Origin of the sequence: Phenylobacterium sp. CCH9-H3 (assembly GCF_001557235.1) — a bacterium.
GTDB lineage: Bacteria > Pseudomonadota > Alphaproteobacteria > Caulobacterales > Caulobacteraceae > Phenylobacterium.
On the sequence record NZ_LSJI01000180.1, the window covers coordinates 152,501 to 170,859 of the forward strand.

Annotated in this window: 13 protein-coding genes, 1 tRNA gene and 2 rRNA genes (1 of these 16 cut by a window edge); 9 read left to right on the forward strand and 7 right to left on the reverse strand. The window is 68.4% G+C overall.

What is annotated here, in order from left to right; all coding sequences use genetic code 11:
- The 3 genes from AX721_RS16595 to AX721_RS16605 form a co-directional block, all read left to right on the forward strand.
- Nucleotides 1-1,146 (forward strand): 23S ribosomal RNA (locus tag AX721_RS16595) (it extends 1,641 nt beyond the left edge of the window).
- 67 nt (nt 1,147-1,213) lie between these two features.
- Nucleotides 1,214-1,328: ribosomal RNA gene (gene rrf / locus AX721_RS16600) — 5S ribosomal RNA — on the forward strand.
- 57 nt (nt 1,329-1,385) lie between these two features.
- A tRNA-Met gene (locus tag AX721_RS16605) sits at nt 1,386-1,462 on the forward strand.
- Nucleotides 1,463-1,554: 92 nt separating this feature from the next.
- On the opposite strand, the gene AX721_RS16610 is transcribed toward AX721_RS16605, so the two are convergent.
- A complete protein-coding gene (locus AX721_RS16610) occupies nt 1,555-1,896 on the reverse strand; it encodes a hypothetical protein (protein WP_068877100.1) in 342 nt (113 codons plus the stop codon).
- Between the two features lie 61 nt (nt 1,897-1,957).
- The gene (gene pyk / locus AX721_RS16615) at nt 1,958-3,373 is read right to left on the reverse strand and encodes a pyruvate kinase (RefSeq protein ID WP_197422615.1); all 1,416 of its coding nucleotides are present in this window, start codon (nt 3,371-3,373) and stop codon (nt 1,958-1,960) included.
- Nucleotides 3,374-3,539: 166 nt separating this feature from the next.
- Here pyk and AX721_RS16620 point away from each other — a divergent pair, with 166 nt between their 5' ends.
- From AX721_RS16620 to AX721_RS16630, 3 genes are all read left to right on the forward strand, one after another.
- Nucleotides 3,540-3,890 (forward strand): DUF1428 domain-containing protein, encoded by a 351-nt coding sequence (locus AX721_RS16620; RefSeq protein ID WP_068877102.1) that lies wholly within the window; start codon nt 3,540-3,542, stop codon nt 3,888-3,890.
- A 211-nt stretch (nt 3,891-4,101) separates the two neighbouring features.
- Nucleotides 4,102-5,928 (forward strand): transglycosylase domain-containing protein, encoded by a 1,827-nt coding sequence (locus AX721_RS16625; RefSeq protein ID WP_082769862.1) that lies wholly within the window; start codon nt 4,102-4,104, stop codon nt 5,926-5,928.
- A gap of 117 nt (nt 5,929-6,045) precedes the next feature.
- Nucleotides 6,046-7,035 carry a S1/P1 nuclease gene (locus tag AX721_RS16630; protein ID WP_068877103.1) on the forward strand — a complete coding sequence of 330 codons (990 nt, stop codon included), beginning with the start codon at nt 6,046-6,048 and terminating at the stop codon, nt 7,033-7,035.
- Nucleotides 7,036-7,136: 101 nt separating this feature from the next.
- Here the strand turns inward: AX721_RS16630 and AX721_RS16635 are convergent, their stop codons facing one another.
- Nucleotides 7,137-9,968 (reverse strand): TonB-dependent receptor, encoded by a 2,832-nt coding sequence (locus tag AX721_RS16635; RefSeq protein ID WP_068877104.1) that lies wholly within the window; start codon nt 9,966-9,968, stop codon nt 7,137-7,139.
- A gap of 157 nt (nt 9,969-10,125) precedes the next feature.
- Between AX721_RS16635 and AX721_RS16640 the strand changes: the two genes are divergently transcribed.
- On the forward strand, nt 10,126-10,440 hold the full coding sequence (locus tag AX721_RS16640) for a helix-turn-helix domain-containing protein (protein ID WP_231733395.1): 315 nt from the start codon (nt 10,126-10,128) through the stop codon (nt 10,438-10,440).
- Here AX721_RS16640 and AX721_RS16645 read toward each other — a convergent pair.
- Together AX721_RS16645 and AX721_RS16650 are read right to left on the reverse strand one after the other, a co-directional pair.
- Nucleotides 10,437-11,861, reverse strand: coding sequence for a mannitol dehydrogenase family protein (locus tag AX721_RS16645; RefSeq protein ID WP_068877105.1), 1,425 nt, complete (start codon nt 11,859-11,861; stop codon nt 10,437-10,439). The genes AX721_RS16640 and AX721_RS16645 overlap by 4 nt on opposite strands.
- Nucleotides 11,862-13,346 carry a UxaA family hydrolase gene (locus AX721_RS16650; protein ID WP_068877106.1) on the reverse strand — a complete coding sequence of 495 codons (1,485 nt, stop codon included), beginning with the start codon at nt 13,344-13,346 and terminating at the stop codon, nt 11,862-11,864.
- A 132-nt stretch (nt 13,347-13,478) separates the two neighbouring features.
- Between AX721_RS16650 and AX721_RS16655 the strand changes: the two genes are divergently transcribed.
- Nucleotides 13,479-14,531, forward strand: a complete 1,053-nt coding sequence (locus tag AX721_RS16655) for a LacI family DNA-binding transcriptional regulator (RefSeq protein WP_068877107.1) — start codon at nt 13,479-13,481, stop codon at nt 14,529-14,531.
- 9 nt (nt 14,532-14,540) lie between these two features.
- Here the strand turns inward: AX721_RS16655 and AX721_RS16660 are convergent, their stop codons facing one another.
- Nucleotides 14,541-15,827 (reverse strand): MFS transporter, encoded by a 1,287-nt coding sequence (locus AX721_RS16660; RefSeq protein ID WP_068877108.1) that lies wholly within the window; start codon nt 15,825-15,827, stop codon nt 14,541-14,543.
- The gene (locus AX721_RS16665) at nt 15,805-16,674 is read right to left on the reverse strand and encodes a 2-keto-4-pentenoate hydratase (RefSeq protein ID WP_068877147.1); all 870 of its coding nucleotides are present in this window, start codon (nt 16,672-16,674) and stop codon (nt 15,805-15,807) included. Before AX721_RS16665 ends, AX721_RS16660 begins: the two co-directional genes overlap by 23 nt.
- Nucleotides 16,675-16,907: 233 nt before the next feature.
- On the opposite strand from AX721_RS16665, the gene uxaC reads away from it, so the two are divergent.
- Nucleotides 16,908-18,356, forward strand: a complete 1,449-nt coding sequence (uxaC, locus tag AX721_RS16670) for a glucuronate isomerase (RefSeq protein ID WP_068877109.1) — start codon at nt 16,908-16,910, stop codon at nt 18,354-18,356.
- The last annotated feature ends 3 nt before the right edge of the window (nt 18,357-18,359 follow it).

The window sequence follows — 18,359 nt, forward strand, 5'->3', positions numbered from 1 at the left end:
TTGCGCAAGCAAGACTGAGTGGCACAGGCCAGGGGGTAGCGACTGTTTATCAAAAACACAGGGCTCTGCTAAACCGTAAGGTGAAGTATAGGGTCTGACGCCTGCCCGGTGCCGGAAGGTTAAAAGGAGGGGTGCAAGCTCCGAATTGAAGCCCCGGTAAACGGCGGCCGTAACTATAACGGTCCTAAGGTAGCGAAATTCCTTGTCGGGTAAGTTCCGACCTGCACGAATGGCGTAACGACTTCCCCACTGTCTCCAGCATAGGCTCAGCGAAATTGAATTCCCCGTGAAGATGCGGGGTTCCCGCGGTCAGACGGAAAGACCCTATGAACCTTTACTGCAGCTTCGCCTTGGCGTTAGCGACAACATGTGTAGGATAGGTGGGAGGCTATGAAACCGGGGCGCCAGCTCTGGTGGAGCCAACCTTGAAATACCACCCTTGTTGTCGTTGACGTCTAACCGAGGTCCGTTATCCGGATCCGGGACATGGCGTGGCGGGCAGTTTGACTGGGGCGGTCGCCTCCCAAAGTGTAACGGAGGCGCGCGATGGTGGGCTCAGAGCGGTCGGAAATCGCTCGTCGAGTGCAATGGCATAAGCCCGCCTGACTGTGAGACTGACAAGTCGAACAGAGACGAAAGTCGGCCATAGTGATCCGGTGGTTCTGTATGGAAGGGCCATCGCTCAACGGATAAAAGGTACTCTAGGGATAACAGGCTGATTTTGCCCAAGCGTCCACAGCGACGGCAAAGTTTGGCACCTCGATGTCGGCTCATCACATCCTGGGGCTGGAGCAGGTCCCAAGGGTTCGGCTGTTCGCCGATTAAAGTGGTACGTGAGCTGGGTTCAGAACGTCGTGAGACAGTTTGGTCCCTATCTGCCGTGGGTGTACGAAGCTTGAGAGGATCTGTCCCTAGTACGAGAGGACCGGGATGGACACACCTCTGGTGGACCTGTCGTGGCGCCAGCCGCGCAGCAGGGTAGCTAAGTGTGGAATAGATAACCGCTGAAAGCATCTAAGCGGGAAACTAACCTCAAAACAAGGCTTCGCCGAGAGCCGTGGTAGACCACCACGTTGATAGGCCAGGTGTGGAAGTGCCGCGAGGCATGGAGCTTACTGGTACTAATCGCTCGATCGGCTTGATCGTTCTTAGTAAAATTCATGCGCGCTTTGTGCAGACATTGATGTCTTCTCCATCTGATCCGCTTCGTTGACCTGGTGGCTTTGTCGAGAAGTCCCCACCCGATCCCATCCCGAACTCGGTCGTTAAGCTTCTCAGAGCCGATGGTACTTCGTCTTAAGGCGCGGGAGAGTAGGTCGCCGCCAGGTCTACCAAGCGGATCAGGATCCAGAACCCTTCAATTCACGATGCCATCCAAGGTTTGACGCGGGATGGAGCAGCCCGGTAGCTCGTCAGGCTCATAACCTGAAGGTCACAGGTTCAAATCCTGTTCCCGCACCCAAACATTCGAAGAAGCCCTGCGGCGACGCGGGGCTTTTTTGTTGTCCGGCGTTCCGGTCGGTCCTAGGGGCCGGCGTCGCGGCCCCGGCACCCTCAACGCCGCGGCGACAGGCCGAGCGGCGCGGGCGTTTCCCGCCGCTCGCGGGTCCACATGGGCTCGTATTGGCCGCCGCGGATCGTCGTCCGGACGCCGCCGAAGCCGTAGGTCGTCGTCTCGCCGACGACCGCGCTTCCGGAGAACCCTGACGCGGGCGCGGGAGTCGCCGCCGGCCGTCCGCCGCCAGCCCATCCGTCCTGCAGGCGCGGCGCAGCGCCATCGGCTGGCTTCAGGTGCTGCGCGGCGTCGCGGCTGGGCGGCGCGGACGAGATCGTCAGCGCCAGGCTAGGCGTGGCGGCCAGCGCCGCGAGGCCGGAGACGAGGGCGAACAGCCGCATGTGATGCTCCCTGAAACTGGCGCCGAGCCTGTGGCCACGGACCACGTCCGTCAAGGGATCCTCAGGTGACTTGGGCGACGCGGAGCGAATTGGTGCCCCCGGAGCGGCCGAATGGCACGCCAGCGATGACCACGATCTCCTCGCGCCGCTTGGCGAAGCCGCTCTTCAGGGCGAGGGTCGCCGCCTGGGCCACGGTCTCGGTCATGGTGTGGGTGGTCTCCGAGGTCAGGGCGTGCACGCCCCAGACCAGGGCGAGCCGACGGGCGGTCTCGAGGCTCGGCGTCAGTCCCAGGATCGGGACGTCGGGACGCTCGCGGGCGATCCGCATCGCGGTGCGGCCCGACAATGAGAAGGCGGTGACCGCCTTGGCGTCGATCGTCTCGGCGACCTGGCGGGCGGCGGCGCAGATGGCGTCCCCGGCCGACTTTTCCGGCGTCGGGCGCATGGCGGCCCGGGCGGCCTTCAGGTCGTCGTCGTCCTCGGTGCGGGCGATGATGCGATCCATCATCCGGACGGTCTCGACCGGATACTTGCCCGTGGCGCTCTCGGCCGAGAGCATCACCGCGTCAGCCCCGTCGAAGACGGCGGTCGCGACGTCAGACGCCTCCGCCCGGGTGGGCGTCGGGTTCTCGATCATGCTCTCCATCATCTGGGTCGCCACCACGACAGGCCGGCCGTAGCGGTGGGCGGCCCGGATCAGGCGCTTCTGGATCAGCGGCACGTCCTCGGCCGGCAGTTCGACGCCCAGGTCGCCGCGGGCCACCATGATGGCGTCCGACAGGCGCAAGACCTCGTCGATCGAGGCGAGGGCGCCCGGCTTTTCGATCTTCGACAGGATGAAGGCGCGGTCGCCAACCAGCTCGCGCGCCTCGGACACGTCTTCGGGCCGTTGGACGAACGACAGGCCGATCCAGTCGCAGCCGTGATCCAGGGCGAAGGCCAGGTCAGAGCGGTCCTTCTTGGTAAGTGCGGGAATGGGCAGCGTCAGGCCCGGCAGGTTCACGCCCTTGTGGTCCGACAGCCGGCCACCGACGATCACCCGCGTGTCCAGGAATTCCGGCGTCTGGCGCGTCACTTCCAGGCGCACCCGCCCGTCATCGAGCAGCAGCACCGAGCCTGGGCCGGCCGCCGTCATGATCTCGGGGTGCGGCAGTTGCACCCGCTGGCCATCGCCCGGCCGCTCCTGGAGGTCCAGGCGCAGGGTTCGGCCCCATTGCAGCACGACGCCGCCCCCGGCGAAGCGGCCTACGCGCAGCTTGGGTCCCTGCAGGTCGGCCAGGATGCCGATTGGCCGGCCGGTCTTCTTCTCGACCTTTCGGATCCGCTGGATGACCTCGGCGTGGCCCTCCTGGGCGCCATGGCTGAAGTTCAGGCGGAAGACGTCCGCGCCGGTGCGAAACAGCTCCTCGAGCCGCTCGGCGCTGGAGGACGCCGGCCCGATCGTAGCGACGATCTTCACCCGTCGGCGCCGTCGGATCGCTTCAGCCACACGGTTTCCTTTTCTATCCCCGAATCCAGGTCCGTAACCTTACGTCACGGGCATCTGCCAGCAAGGAACCGCCGGCGAAACATTCTGTTTCGCGATGTCGGACATTCGCCGCCTTCTGCGTCTTAGGATGCGCGGAAACGAATGGAGGATCCCGATGCCCTATGTCGATGGTTTCGTGCTCGCGGTGCCGAAGGCCAACATCGAGGCCTACAAGGCCATGGCCCGGACGGCGGGCGACGTGTGGATGGAGCACGGCGCGCTCAGCTACGTCGAGACGATCGGCGACGACGTGCCGTACGGCGAACTGACGTCCTTTCCCCGCGCCGTCCAGGCGAAGGACGACGAGGTCGTGGTGTTCTCCTGGGTCACCTATGCCGACCGCGCCACGCGCGACGCGGTGATGGCCAAGGTCATGGCGGACGAGCGCCTCAAGAGCCCCGACCAGATGCCGTTCGACGGCAAGCGGATGATCTTCGGCGGGTTCCAGAGCTTCATAGAGCTCTGAAACCGTGGAGGCGGCGTGCAGACCGCATCCGGTTGCTGCGCAGCCGCCTCCCATTACCGCGAATTATCTTGGCCCCACCGACGGGGCGGGACACACAAGAGCCGCAAGGGCGGGCTTGAGGGAGCTTCGCCCACTCTTTGATTTTGAGCGCAATCTCGTCGCCGAACCAGCTTCCACTTCGGCGGATTGCGCTCCAGGAGCCGCATAAGCCTTGTTGTCCCTTATCGCCGCCTCGTCCCTGCAGTTCGCGCAGGCGCCCGAGTTGCCGCGCATGCCGCCGATCGAGCGGGCGCCGCAGATCACCTACCTCGACCGCAACGGCGGCCTGATCGGCGTGCGCGGCGGGCGGTATGGACCGCCGGTGGATATCGGCAAGCTGCCTGCCCACATACCGGCCGCCTTCGTCGCCATCGAGGACCGGCGCTTCTACGAGCACACGGGCTTCGATCCGCGGGGCATAGCGCGGGCCGTGGTGGCGGGGCTGAGCGAGGGGCGGGCGACCCAGGGCGCCTCGACGATCACCCAGCAACTGGCCCGCAATCTGTTCCTCACCCAGGAACGGACGCTGGAGCGCAAGGCGACCGAGCTGGTCTATGCCGTCGAGCTCGAGCGCACCTACAGCAAGAAACAGATCCTCGGCCTCTATCTCAGCCGCGTCTATTTCGGCGCCGGCGCCTACGGATTGGAGGCGGCCGCCCAGCGCTACTTCAACAAGCCGGCGGCGAAGCTCTCGATCAAGGAAGCGGCCATGCTGGCTGGGGTGCTGAAGTCGCCGACCGGCTACAGTCCGGTGGACCAGCCCGAGCGATGCCTGGAGCGGGCCAACCTGGTGCTGGCCGCCATGGTCGAGACCGGCGCGATCACGCCCGCGCAGCGCGCCAAGGCCGCGGCCCAGAAGCCGAAGGTGTGGAAGACGCCGCCGGCCGGCCCGTCGCAGTATTTCGTCGACTGGGTAGACGGCGAGGTGCGCCGGATGGTCCCGAAGCTGACCCGCGATCTCGTCGTCGAGACGACCCTGGACCAGACCATGGAGCGCGCTGCGGGCGAGGCGGCGCGCAGCGTTACGGCCCGCTACAAGGCGCAGGCGGCCGAACAGGCGGCGATCGTGGCCATGGACGGCTCTGGTCGGGTGAGGGCGCTCGTGGGCGGCACGGACCATGCGGCCGCGCCCTACAATCGCGCGGTCAGCGCGCGGCGACAGGCAGGGTCGGCCTGGAAGCCGTTCGTCTATCTGACGGCGCTGGAGCAGGGGCGTACGCCCGAGACCCCGGTCGTAGACGAGCCGGTGACGATCAACGGCTGGACGCCCAGCAACTATGAGGTGGGCAGCTACCTCGGCCCGATCACTCTGGAGACCGCGCTGGCCAAGTCGGTCAATACCGTGGCGGCCCGCCTGGCCGACGAGGTGGGCCGCCCGCAGGTGGCCGCCACCGCCCGCCGCATCGGCATCGCCTCGGCCGTGAACACGGATCCCGCCATGTCGCTCGGCACGACGCTGGTGTCGCCGCTGGAGATGACCCAGGCCTATGCGGCGTTCTCCAACGGCGGCGCGCGGGTGCAGGCCTACGGGATCGACCGCATTCGGCAGGGCGGAACCGTCATCTACCAGAAGCGGCCGCCCGCAGCCGTCCAGGCGATCGCCAACCCGGCGCTCAGCGATCTCAATCGGATGCTGCGGACGGTCATGGTCTCCGGCACCGGCGGCCGCGCCGTTGTGCCTGGGTATGAACTGGCGGGAAAGACGGGGACCACGTCCGACTACAAGGACGCCTGGTTCTGCGGCTACACGGGCGGCTTTGCGGCCTGCGCCTGGATGGGACGCGACGATGCCCGGCCCATGGCCCGGATCAGCGGGGCCACCGCCCCGGCCGAGATGTGGCGCAGCTTCATGACCACGGCGCTGAAGCGCGTCCCGGCGCAGGCGATCCCGCCCGGCCCGCCTGCGCCTGTCCCGGCCCCGCCCGTCGAGGTGGCGGCGCAGGCGGACGCGCCGCAGCCGGTCCAGGCGCCGTCACCCACCGAGCCGCCGACGGACTGAACGGCGATCAAGCGCTGTTGATCGCCCGCGAGGACTACAACCTCCGCGCTTTGCTTGACATCTGCTCCACCAGAACCAGTGTTCCGTGACCGATGGTCTGCGGCATGGGGGCGGCAAATGCGGCTGTTGACGATGATCCTGTTCGGGCTGGCGATCGGTGCGGCGCACCTGCTGGCTCCGAGTCCAGCCAAGGCCTGGGGCGCCCTCGGCCACCTGACGGTCTGCGACCTGGCGTACCGCAACTTGACGCCGACGGCGCGGGCTGCGCTGAACGAGCTGCTGCAATCCCGCCGCGGCGGGACGGTCGTGCAGAGCCGCGACGGGGTCGAGCTGCGGCGTTACACCTCGTTCAACCTGGGCTGCCTGGAAGAGGACGCAAGGCCGCGGAAGCACGCCTCCGACCACTTCATCAATGTGGACCGAACGGTACCGGCAATCACCGCCTCGGCCTGTCCGGGGACGGGGTCTTGCATCCTGGAAGGGATCCGGCGCGACCTCTCGACGCTGAAGGACGCGACGAAAAGCCGGGAGGATCGGGTGTTCGCGCTGATGGCGGTCGGGCACTGGATCGGCGACATCCATCAGCCGCTCCATGTGTCGTTCAAAGATGACGCCGGCGGAAACGGCATAGAGGTCAGCGTCGCCGGCGGCTGCAGCGGCGGGTCGCGCCCGAAGAACCTCCACTCGGTCTGGGACAACTGCCTGCTGCAGGCCGGGATGTTCCAGCGCGTGAGGTTGCGGGCGGACTTCAAGAGCACCTGGGGACCAAACACGATCACTTACCGCGCCGTCGATACGCTCCTGGCGAACACGACCGTGACGGAGGAGCGGTCGCTGGTCGCCGGCGACCCGACGAACTGGGCGGACGAGTCCTATCAGATCACCATCACCCCGGCGGCCCTCTACTGCGCCCCGGCGGGCGGCACATGCGTGTCCGGAGCGCCGCCCACCGGAAAGCTGCGGATCGATCAAGCCTATCTGCGGGCGTTCGACCGGATTGCCCAGGACCGGGTGAGGCTGGCGGGGTTCCGCCTGGCGCACCTGCTGAACCTGGCCCTGGACCCGGACTACACCCAGCCGATTCAGAACTCGACGCAGAACCCGTGACGCGGCCGACAGCTGGACAGGCAGACCGGGCGCGCAAAAAAGGCCGGGCGAAGGATCGCCCGGCCTGATCTGCGTTTTGGAAGGCTTGGCGGCCTTCGAGCCTACATCCGGTAGCGGACGCCGAAGATGATCGTGCGGCCGAAGTGGTTGTTCTCGTACGCCCGGTTGGCTTCCTTATCGACGTAGCGGTCGCGGTAGTCGTCGGTCAGGTTGATCCCTTCCAGCGACAGCTCGAGCTGCTCGGTCACGCGATACTTCACCGAGGCGTCGACGTTCACCGACGAGTTGTAGCCCTCGAAGATGTTCCCCGTCGCGCTGGCGTTGTCGACGAAGCCCGACCGGTAGGCGATCGAGGCGCGGGCGCTGAACTTGCCTTCTTCATAATAGAGCGTGGCGTTGTAGGCGCGCTTGGCGAGACCATAGAGCGTGGAGTCCACATCCGAGCCGGGGTTGCCGCCGCCCGGCGTGATCGCCGGTCCGGTGACCCGGTATGTGACGTTGGAGTCGACGAACGTGGCGTTGGCGATCCCGCCGAAGTTGGCCCAGAAGCCGGGCAGGAAGGTGAACGGCGCCTGGATCGCCAGTTCGACGCCTTTCAAGCTGCCGCCGCTGCCGTTCTCGATCGACGAGATCGTCCAGGCCTGCCCCTCGGGGTTGGACGCCGCGGGCGAGCTCGGGTTGATCACCGACGTCGGGAGCCCGGTGGAAGCGAAGGTGCCGGTCCGCGTGACCGCGAGCGGGAACGACTGGATGTCCTTCTTGAACACCGCGATCGAAGCGAGCGCCTGCGGCGCGAAGTACCATTCCAACGCCACGTCGTAGGCCTTGGCCCGGAAGGGATCCAGGTTCGGGTTCCCGAAGTTGACGCGGTAGTTGAAGCCGTCGACCGTGCCGCCAGGCGTCAGTTGAGGCAGGCTTGGCCGCGTCATCACCTCGGCGGCCGCCGCGCGGATGATCAGCTCTTCCGTGGGGAATACGGCCAGGTTCACGGCCGGGAGCCAGTCGTGATACTTGCGCTTGGCCGTCACCTCGACGCCGCTGTTCAGGCCGGTCGAGGACTGGTCGGTCTCCATGTAACGCAGGCCGGCGTTGGCGGCGAAGCGCAGGCCGCCGATCTCACCCTTGAAGTTGCCCTGCACGAAGCCGCCGGTGTCTTCCTCGCGGACCGAGCGGATGTTGCCGGCGTCGATGGCGGCGGTCCGGCCGTACAGGCCCGTGAAGGCCGCCGCGGCGTCGATGTCCGGCACGATCCACGTCGTGGTGGTTCCCGACGGCTGCCCAGCGTTGCCCAGGTTCACCGTGCGGCTGAGCGCCGCGGTGGCGCGGTAGCCGTAGACCGCGCTGGCGCCGAACACGCTCGACGGCGTGCAGGTGATGGTCCCCAACACGGAGTCCGGGCCCGCAGTCGTGCGGGTCGGGCAGACGACGGTGTCGCGGGTGTAGGCCTCGAGGTCGAAGTCGAAGCGACGGTAGACCGCCCCAGCCACGATCTGGATGCCATCCGTGACATCCCATTCGATGTTCCCGGACACGGTCTTGTACTTGTTCGTGTTGTTCGAAGGCCGGTCGCGCAGCTCGGCGAGCTGGAAGTTCGCCGGGTCGGTCACGCTGGTGCCGAACGTGAGGAGCGGGCTGCGGGAGTCCGTGTAGTCGTAGCGGTAACCCTGGGCGTCGCGGTCGTCGAAGACGAAGGTCGTCTCCACGGGAATGTCGGCGTCGGACTTGGAGATCCCCGCGAGGATGTTGCCCCGGAAGTTGTCGGTGAACTCGTGGCTCGCGTTGACGCTGAACTGATAGAACGTGGTTTCCGACTTGCGCAGGTAATTTTCGGTCCGCACCCAGGCGTCGTCGAACGTGCCCGACACCATGTTGTTCGTGGCCGGGTCGATGGTGAAGTCCCGCACGTTGATCGCGCGCTCGTTGGAGCGGAACAGCACTTCAGCCCACTGCTCGGTGCGGGTCTCGCGGAAGCGCGAGTACAGGCCATCAAGCGAGACCTTGGTCCGCTCGGTCGGCGCCCACTGCAGGCTGCCAGTCAGGCCAAGACGCTCACGGTCGTGACCGACCTTGCCATAGCGCGGGATGCGCGGGTGGAAGGAGAGGGCCGCCGCGTTGCAGCCAGCGCTCGGGACATAGGTCCCGCCGCTGTTCGGCGTCGTGAAGCAGTTGACGCCGTTGACGGAGTCGAACCGGGCCTGCGCCCAGCGGACGGTGTTGTTGCCGAGCTCGAGCGTGTCGTTCTGCGTGTAGGCGGCCGAGAGCGAGGCGCCGAACACGCCGTCCTCGGAACGCCACGCCACCAGGCCGGCCAGGCGGGGCCCGATGTCGTCGCTGAGGTCGTTGTACTGGCCCTGGGCCGAAGCCACGAAGGTCAGGCCGTCCTTGCCGGCGAGCGGGTTGCCCGTGTTGAGGTCGACCACGGCGCCCAGCGAGCCTTCGTCGAGCGAGGCCTCAGCGGTCTTGTGCACGACCAGGGAGTTGAAGAGCTCGGAAGCGAAGACGTTGAAGTCGAAGGCGCGGTCGCGGTTGGGGCTGGCGCCGTCCGTCGAAGTCGCGATGGCTTCCAGGCCGTTGACTCGGACCCGCGTGAACTGGCCGGAGAGGCCGCGGACCGTGATCGCCCGGCCTTCGCCGCCGTCGCGCTGGATCGAGATGCCGGGAATCCGCTGCAGCGACTCGGCGAGGTTCTGGTCAGGGAACTTGGCGATGTCCTCGGCGACGACGACGTCGACGGAGGAGACCGCTTCCCGCTTCACGTTGATGGCGGCGTCAAGCGACTGCCGGAAGCCGGTGACGACGATCTCGTCGACCTCGGCCGGTTCGGCGGCGGACGCGGTCTGAGCGGCGGCTTGGCCCGCAATGCTCATGCCCAGGGCCAGAATGGACGCGCCGCAAACCAGCTGGCGCAGGCGGATTTCGCCCGGTCGCATCATAGATACCTCCCCTGCCACGGAAGCTACGCCCCCGGGTGACCGTCCTCGCGGCCTTGTTGTCCTCGGCCGGCGCACGTTGCCATGACACCGGTGTCATACTAGCCTGGAATCATGCGCTCCGATTTGGAACCAATCCAGGCGTGGAGGGAACATGCCTTTGGCTGACACCGGTGTCAACATCATGACGGCGTCGCTCGGACGGACGCCCAGACGCCCGAACCCCGTGTTCTCGGACGAGTACGAGGTGGTGCGTGCGGTGCTGATCGGCGCCCGTCGAGACGCGGGGCTGAGCCAGCGGGCGCTGGCGGCGCGCCTCGGGAAGACCGGGTCGCACGTGGCGATGATCGAGCGGGGACAGCGTCGCGTCGACCTGCTGGAGTTCTGCCGCATCGCTGACAGCCTGGGCGTTTCGGCGGACGCCCTGGTCTGCCGGATCGCCGAGCGGCTGGGCGCGCTGAAACGCGCCGCCTAGAGTCGCAACGCGGCTTCGAGGTCGGCGTAGGCGCTAGTCACGGCGCCGCGGAACAGGGGTTGCGCCGCCAGCACCGGCGGAAAGACGGTCTCCAGCGCCAGGAAGCGGTCCACGTCCGCCTCCGAGCCGTCGCAGGACGCCGCGACGGCCGCCAGGACGTCGGCCAGCGGGTCGACCAGGACCTCGCCGGCGCGGCGCTGGCGGACCACGAAGCACATCCAGGCGGCGACGCCCACGGCCAGGCGGTCCACCCGGCGGCCGGCGGCCAGGGCCTCCGACGCCGTTTCCAACAGGCGGAAGCGCAGCTTCTGGGAGCCATCCCACGCGATCTGGGACAGCTTGTGGACGATGGCGGGGTTGCGGAACCGCGTCAGCACCTCGCCGATGTAGGCGGGGACATCGAGCTCCGGGGCCGCGAGGCTGGGCGCCACGTCCTGGCGCATCATCCGCTCGACGAAGCCGGCCAGGCGCGGGTCGCCCATGGCGCCGCAGACGGTCTCGTGGCCGAGATCCAGGCCCGCATAGGCAAGGGTGGAATGCGCGCCGTTCAACAGCCGCAGCTTCGCCCGTTCGAACGGGGCCACGGCCCGGGCCACCGTGACCCCGGCGCGCGCGAACAGGGCGGCGTCGGCGCCCAGACTGTCCTCCACCACCCACTGGACGAACCGTTCCCGCTGCACCGGCCAAGCGTCGGTGAGGCCAAGCGCGGCCGCGACCTGCTCGCGCAGCGCGTCGTCGGTCGCCGGGGTGATCGAATCGACCATGCTGGAGGGAAAGGCGGCCTCGGCGTCGATCCACGCCGCAAGGTCCATCTCGCCGCGCGCCTCGGCGAACCGGATCACGGCGCGCCGTAGCTTCAGGCCGTTGTCAGAGAGGTTGTCGCAGCTGATCGTCGTGAACGGCGGCCGGCCGGCGGTCCTGCGGCGACGCAGCGCCTCGGTAATCCAGCCCACGAGACTCACGGGCCGGCCGGTCACGTCGAGATCGCGGCGGATGTCGGGGTGACCGAGGTCCAGCTCGCCGCCGGTCGTCAGGCAGTAGCCCTTCTCGGTCACGGTCGAGGTCACGTAGCGCGCCTGGTCGAGCCGGGCGAACACGGCCTCCGGATCCTCCGGCGCCACCAGAACTTCCGCGATGGAGCCGATGACCTGCACGGCCGGGTCGGCTTCCTTCTCCGCCAGGGCGTAGAGACCGTCCTGTGGGGCGAGGGCGTCCCGGACGTCCGGGCTGCGGAGCGACACGGCGCAGATGGCCAGGTCCGGCTGCCAGGCCAGCATCCGGTCGAAGTACCAGGCCTGATGCGCGCGGTGGAACGCGCCCGGGCCGAAGTGGACGACGCCGATGCGGGTGGCCGCCCGGTCATAGGCGGGGGTGCGGACGGGCGCGGGGACCTGCGCGAGGGTGAGGTTCGAGAGGCGCATCTAGAGGGTGACGCCGCGCTTCCAGAGCGCGATCTCGCGCTCGCCGTTCTCCTCGGCGCGCGTGGGCTGCCCGGAGGCCGTCGCGAGAACAAGGTCCATCAGCCGGTCGGCGGCGGCCTCGACGCTCTCGCCGGCGACGATGCGGCCGGCGTCGAAGTCGATCCAGCGCGGCTTGCGCTGGGCCAGGCCCGAATTGGTGGCGATCTTGAGCGTGGGGGCGGGGAAGCCCAGCGGCGTGCCGCGGCCGGTGGTGAACAGGATCACCGTGGCCCCGGCGGCCGCGAGCGCCGTGGATGAGACCGCGTCGTTGCCCGGCGCTTCGAGAAGGACGACGCCCCGCTCGTGCGCCTGGCCCCCATAGCGCACCACCTCGGTCACGGGACCGCGGCCGCCCTTCTGCACGGCGCCCAGCGACTTCTCCTCGAGGGTGGTGATGCCGCCCTCGATGTTGCCGGGGGAGGGGTTCTCGCTGACCGGCTCGCCATGGCTCAGGAAGTAGCCCTTGAAGTCGTTGACCACGGCGGCGACGTCCTCGAACACCTCGCGGTCGGCGGCGCGGGCCATCAGCAGGCGTTCGGCGCCGAAGATCTCGGGGATCTCGGTGAGGATCGTGGTTCCGCCCGAGCCGCACACCTTGTCGGCGATGCGCCCGACCAGGGGATTGGCGGTCAACCCGGAGAACCCGTCGGACCCTCCACACTTCACCCCGATGACGAGGTCCGAGACGGGGCAGGGCTCGCGCCGGTCGTGCTCGGCGACGGCCACCAGCTCCGCGACGGCCGCCAGGCCGTGCTCGATCTCGTCGCCGGCCGACTGGGCCGTGAAGGCGCGCAGGCGGGAACGGTCCAGGTTCGGGGCAGCGTCGAGCAGCGTCTGCAACTGATTGCTCTCGCAGCCGAGGCCAAGGATCAGCACGCCGCCGGCGTTGGGATGGCTCGCGAGGGCCGCGATCATCGTGCGGGTGGCGTCGAGGTCGCCGCCGAGCTGGGAGCAGCCGAACGGGTGGGTGAGGGCGTGGACGCCGTCGACGAGGCCACGGAACCGGCGGTCAGCGGCCTCGGCGATCTTCTGTGCGGTCCGCGCCACACAGCCCACCGTGCACAGCACCCAGATCTCGTTGCGCACGCCCACCCGGCCGTCCGCGCGGCGATAGCCCTGGAAGGTGGCAGGCGAGGGGGGCGGCAGCGCCTCCGCGGGCGCCGGTTCGTAGGCATAGGTCTCCACACCGGACAGCGCCGTGGCCAGGTTGTGGCTGTGGACGTGGGCCCCGGCGGCGATGGGCTGGGTGGCCTGGCCAATGGGCCAGCCGTACTTGCGCACCGCCTCGCCGGCGGCGATCGCCCGCAGCGCCACCTTGTGCCCGGCGGGAATGTCCCGCGAAGCGACGACGCCCTCCGCGACCCGTTCCCCGGCCGCAACCGGGCGCAGCGCGACGGCCACGTCGTCTCGCGGGTCGATCACGAGGGTTGCGGAAAGGTCGCTCATCGGGCGATGGTAACCGGTGTCATCCAAATCTCAAGCTTGGCTGGCTTGCAGTTGCGGCCCGGCGCAGGCCAGGGAATATGGATAGCGCGTTGCGCGTTCGAAGGATCGGTCCGACTGCCCGTGAAGCCTCCTATGAGCAAACCGCGCGCGCCTGAGGACGGGGGCGTGGAGTCGCGCCGCCGGCCGACCATCAACGACATCGCGCGCCTTGCCGGGGTTTCGAAGAAGACGGTCTCGCGCGTCATCAACGCCTCGCCCTTCGTGCGGGCCGACACCCGGGAGCGGATCGAGGCGGTGATCGCCGAGCTGGGCTACGCACCCGATCCCCAGGCCCGTGGCCTGGCCTATGGCCGGGCGTTCCTCATCGGGCTCGTCTACGACAATCCAAACCCGCAGTACGTCGTGAACATGCAGCTCGGCCTGCTGGACGGCATGAAGGGGTCCGGCTTCGAGCTTGTGGTGCACCCCTGCGACCGCGCCAGCCCGACGTTCCTGGCCGACCTGCGCGGCTTCGTGGAGCGCCAGCGGCTGTTCGGCGTCGTGCTCACGCCGTCGGTGTCCGAGGACGAGCGGGCCGCGGCCCTGATGGCCGAGATCGGCTGCGCCTATGTCCGCGTGGCCTCGGTCAGCCTCGACCGGCCGGAGCACATGATCGAGACCCGCGACCGGCTTGGCGGCCGCGAGGCGGCGGCGCACCTGGCCGAGCTGGGGCATACGCGCATCGCCTTCGTCTCGGGCCCCCCGACTTTCCGCTCGTCGCACGAGCGGCGCTCCGGCTTCGAGGAGGCGCTGGAGGAACGGGGCCTGCACCTGGCGAAGGCCTATGCGGTCGAGGGCGCCTATACCTACGAGTCGGGGATCGAGCGGGGCCGCGAGCTGCTGGCCATGTCGCCGCGGCCGACGGCGATCTTCGCCGGCAACGACGAGATGGCCGCCGGCGTCCTGCAGGCGGCGCGCCAGGCGGGGCTGCGCGTGCCGGAGGATGTGTCCGTCATCGGGTTCGACGACTTCCAGATCGCCTCGCGCCTGTGGCCCACGCTGACCACCGTGCGCACGCCGACCCGCGAGATCGGCCGCCTGGCCGTGGAGCGCCTCATGGGCCGCGACGACGGCGGCCGCGATCCCAAGAGCCGCCTGCCGTCCCTGGTGGTGCGGGACTCCACCGGAGCCCCGCCGAACGAATGAGGCGAAGCCTCAGAGCTTCACCGGCTCCATCTTGGGCGTCAGCAGGTGCACCACCAGCAGCGCCAGCAGGTAGGCCGAGGCGGCCAGGATGAAGATGGGCGTGTAGCTGCCGATCTGCTCCAGGACGTAGCCGGCGTACTTCGACATGGCCATGCCGCCCACGGCGCCGACCATGCCGCCGATACCGATGACGGAGCCCACGGCCGAGCGGGGAAAGACGTCGCTGGGCAGGGTGTAGAGGTTGGCCGAGAAGCCCTGGTGGGCCGCCGTCGCCACACCGATGATCAGCACCGCGACCCACAGGTTCGAGGCCAGGGCCGCGCCCGCGACCGGCACGGCGAGGAGGGCGCAGATCAGCATGGTGGTCTTGCGCGCCCGGTTGATCGACCAGCCCATCTTCATGAACCGTGACGACAGCCAGCCGCCACCGACGCTGCCCACGTCGGACAGCAGGTAGATGGCTACCAGGGGCGGGCCGAAGGTCTTGAGGTCCAGGCCGTGGCGCTTGCCGAGGAAGTCGGGCAGCCAGAACAGGAACATCCACCAGATCGGGTCGATCAGGAACTTCCCGATCGCATAGGCCCAGGTCTCGCGGTAGCCGAGCAGGCGGGTCCACTTCACCTTTTCCACCGGATCCGGCGGGTCGCTCTCGATGTGGGCCAGTTCGGCCGCCGAGACCTTCTTGTGCTCGCGGGGGCGGCGATAGACCAGGAGCCAGATCGGCAGCCAGATCAGGCCCAGCAGGCCGGTGATGATGAAGGTCATCTGCCAGCCGAACGCCAGGGTGACCGCGGGGATCAGCAGGGGGGTGACGATGGCGCCGATGTTGGTGCCGGCGTTGAACAGGCCGGTGGCGAACGCGCGCTCCTTCTTGGGAAACCACTCGGCCACCGCCTTGATGCCGGCCGGGAAGCCGCCGGCCTCGCCGAGGCCCAGGACGACGCGGCTGGCGATGAAACCGCCGAACCCGCGGGCGCCCGCGGTGGCCATATGGCCGATCTGCCAGATCAGGAACGCGATGCCGAAGCCCCAGCGGGCCCCGATGCGGTCCATGATCCCGCCCCAGGCGAGATAGGCCACGGCGTATGCGGCCTGGAAGTAGAGGACGAGATCGGCGTAGTCGGTCTCGCTCCAGCCGAACTCGGCGGTCAGGTCGGCCTTCAGGAGGCCGATCGTCTGCCGGTCGACGTAGTTGATGACCATCGCCATGAAGAGCAGGGCGACGACGACCCAGCGATAGCGCCCCACCGCGGCGGGGGTGGCGTCGGCGGCGTCAGTCCGCGCGGCGGTGGTCATGGGTCTCTCCTCCAGGGCCTTCGGCCGGGACGGCGGGAACCGCGATGCAGCGGATCTCCTCCAGGTCGCCGAAGGTGATGCGGGCCGTTTGTCCGGCCTCGATGTCATGAATGCCGCTCGCCGCGCCGGTCGTCACCAGTTGGCCGGCCCTCAGCGGCCGACCGCGAGCGGCGCAGGCCGCCAGCAGGTAGGCCAGGGACCCCAGGGGGCCGCCGGGAATCGACTCCGGCGAGCCCTCGCCCACGAGTTCGCCCTGGACATAGGCGTGGCAGGGCGGGACCAGGTCCGGGCGCTCGCGCCAGCCGGGGACCACGCGGCCCAGGATCAGGCCGGCGTTGTTGCCGAAATCGGACGCCACGACCCGTGGGCCCAGGACGTTGATGGTGGCGAGCGGGCTGCCGGCGAATTCCACCCCGACCAGGAGGTCGCCCACGTAGTCCAGAGCTTCTTCGGGCGTCCAGTCGAGTTTGTCCGCGGGCGTGTCGCGCCCCATGCGGTAGATATACTCGGCCTCCACCGCCGCGAAGCCACCCGGGATGACGGGCAGGGGCGTGGGATTGGCCGGGTCGGCCTGCCGCACGTTGCGGGCGAAGACCGGGCCCATGACCCGTTGCGCCTTCAACTCGGCCTGGAGTTCCAGCGGAATGCGGCCGACCTTCCAGCCTGCGACCTGGTCCGGCCATAGCCCGATGGCCTGTTCCTGCACCTGGTAGCCGGCGTCCATGTCCGCGGGCAGCGGGCCGGGGAAGTCGGGAAGAGCGCGCGCGCCGAGGCGCGCGGCCACGAACTGGCGCGCGACGGCCGGCGGATCAAACGCGGTCGCGGCCTTCGCCGCCGGAACGGTCACTTGCTTCTTATCCTCCGGCCGGTCCGTCTCGAAGGACTTCGCGGCGCAATTCTCTTCCTTGGGCCGGGACTCTCCGGTCAGGTCGCTGCACATTGTGCGAATGGGTAACCGGTGTCAATTTCGTCCGGAGAAGACAATCCGGACCGGACGCGCTAGTCCGTTACGGCGGGAGCAATTGGCTTGCACGCCAGAATGACACCGGTTACCTACGCGCCGATAGGGAGGAATGGCCGATGACAAGGCCCCTGATGCTGAACCCGGACCGGCTGTTCCCCGCCGAGCCCGCCATCCGGGCCGTGGCGAAGCGCCTGTATGCGCAGGTCAAGGGTCTGCCGATCATCAGCCCGCACGGCCATACCGACCCCGAGTGGTTCGCGGGCGATGCGCCGTTCCCCAACGCCACCGAACTGCTGCTGGCGCCCGACCACTACCTCTATCGGATGCTCTATTCGCAGGGGATCGCGCTGGACGACCTGGGCGTGCCGTCGCGCAAGGGGCCCAGCGGCGCCGATCCGCGGGCGGCGTGGCGGATCCTGGCGTCCAATATCCACCTGTTCCGCGGAACGCCCTCGTCCATGTGGCTCGACCATGTGTTCGCCGAAGTGTTCGGCTTCGACGTGCGCCTGAGCGCCGAGACCGCCGACCTCTATTTCGACCGCATCGGCGAGGCGCTGGCCACGCCGGCTTTCCGGCCGCGGGCGCTGTTCGAGCGGTTCAACATCGAACTGCTGGCGACGACCGAGGCGCCCACCGATCCCCTAAAGCACCACAAGGCCATGCGCGCCTCGGGGTGGAAGGGGCGGGTGGTCACCGCCTATCGCCCCGATCCCGTGCTGGACCCCGAGCACGAGGACTTCACGGCCGAGATCGACCGGTTCGGCGAGATCAGCGGCGAGGACGTGCGCTCCTGGAAGGGCTACCTGGCGGCCCACCGGATTCGCCGGCAGGCGTTCATGGAGATGGGCGCGACCTCCACCGACCACGGCCATCCCACCGCCCAGACCGCCGACCTGTCGGACGCCGAGGCCGAGGCCCTGTTCCGCAAGGTCCTGGGCGGGGCGTTCACGCCCGCCGAAGCCGAGCTGTTCCGCGCCCAGATGCTGACCGAGATGGCGAAGATGAGCCTGGACGACGGGCTGGTCATGCAGATCCATCCGGGCAGCTTCCGCAACCACAACCGTGGCCTCCACGGCGCGTTCGGTCGCGACAAGGGCGCCGACATTCCCACGCGGACGGACTACGTCCGCGCGCTGAAGCCGCTGCTCGACCGGTTCGGCAACGACCCGCGGCTGTCGATCATCGTCTTCACCCTGGACGAGAGCGTCTACGCCCGCGAACTGGCCCCGCTGGCCGGCCATTATCCGGTGCTGAAGCTGGGGCCCGCCTGGTGGTTCCACGACAGTCCCGAGGGCATGCGCCGGTTCCGCGAGCAGACCACCGAGACGGCGGGCTTCTACAACACGGTCGGCTTCAACGACGACACCCGGGCGTTCCTGTCGATCCCCGCGCGCCACGACGTGGCCCGGCGCGTGGACGCGAGCTTCCTGGCGAAGCTGGTGGCGGAGCATCGGCTCGACGAGGGCGATGCGGCCGAGACCATCGTCGACCTGGCCTACAACCTGCCCAAGCGGGCCTACAAACTCGACGAGCCGGCGGCGGAACGCACGCCCGAGCTGGTCTGACGG

Coding starts and splice junctions, on each gene's coding strand:
- AX721_RS16610 (WP_068877100.1), bottom strand. CDS start 1,896: ATGCGGCTGTTCGCCCTCGTCTCCGGCCTCGCGGCGCTGGCCGCCACG.
- uxaC (WP_068877109.1), top strand. CDS start 16,908: ATGACAAGGCCCCTGATGCTGAACCCGGACCGGCTGTTCCCCGCCGAG.
- AX721_RS16645 (WP_068877105.1), bottom strand. CDS start 11,861: ATGCGCCTCTCGAACCTCACCCTCGCGCAGGTCCCCGCGCCCGTCCGC.
- AX721_RS16630 (WP_068877103.1), top strand. CDS start 6,046: ATGCGGCTGTTGACGATGATCCTGTTCGGGCTGGCGATCGGTGCGGCG.
- AX721_RS16655 (WP_068877107.1), top strand. CDS start 13,479: ATGAGCAAACCGCGCGCGCCTGAGGACGGGGGCGTGGAGTCGCGCCGC.
- AX721_RS16660 (WP_068877108.1), bottom strand. CDS start 15,827: ATGACCACCGCCGCGCGGACTGACGCCGCCGACGCCACCCCCGCCGCG.
- AX721_RS16650 (WP_068877106.1), bottom strand. CDS start 13,346: ATGAGCGACCTTTCCGCAACCCTCGTGATCGACCCGCGAGACGACGTG.
- AX721_RS16620 (WP_068877102.1), top strand. CDS start 3,540: ATGCCCTATGTCGATGGTTTCGTGCTCGCGGTGCCGAAGGCCAACATC.
- AX721_RS16635 (WP_068877104.1), bottom strand. CDS start 9,968: ATGATGCGACCGGGCGAAATCCGCCTGCGCCAGCTGGTTTGCGGCGCG.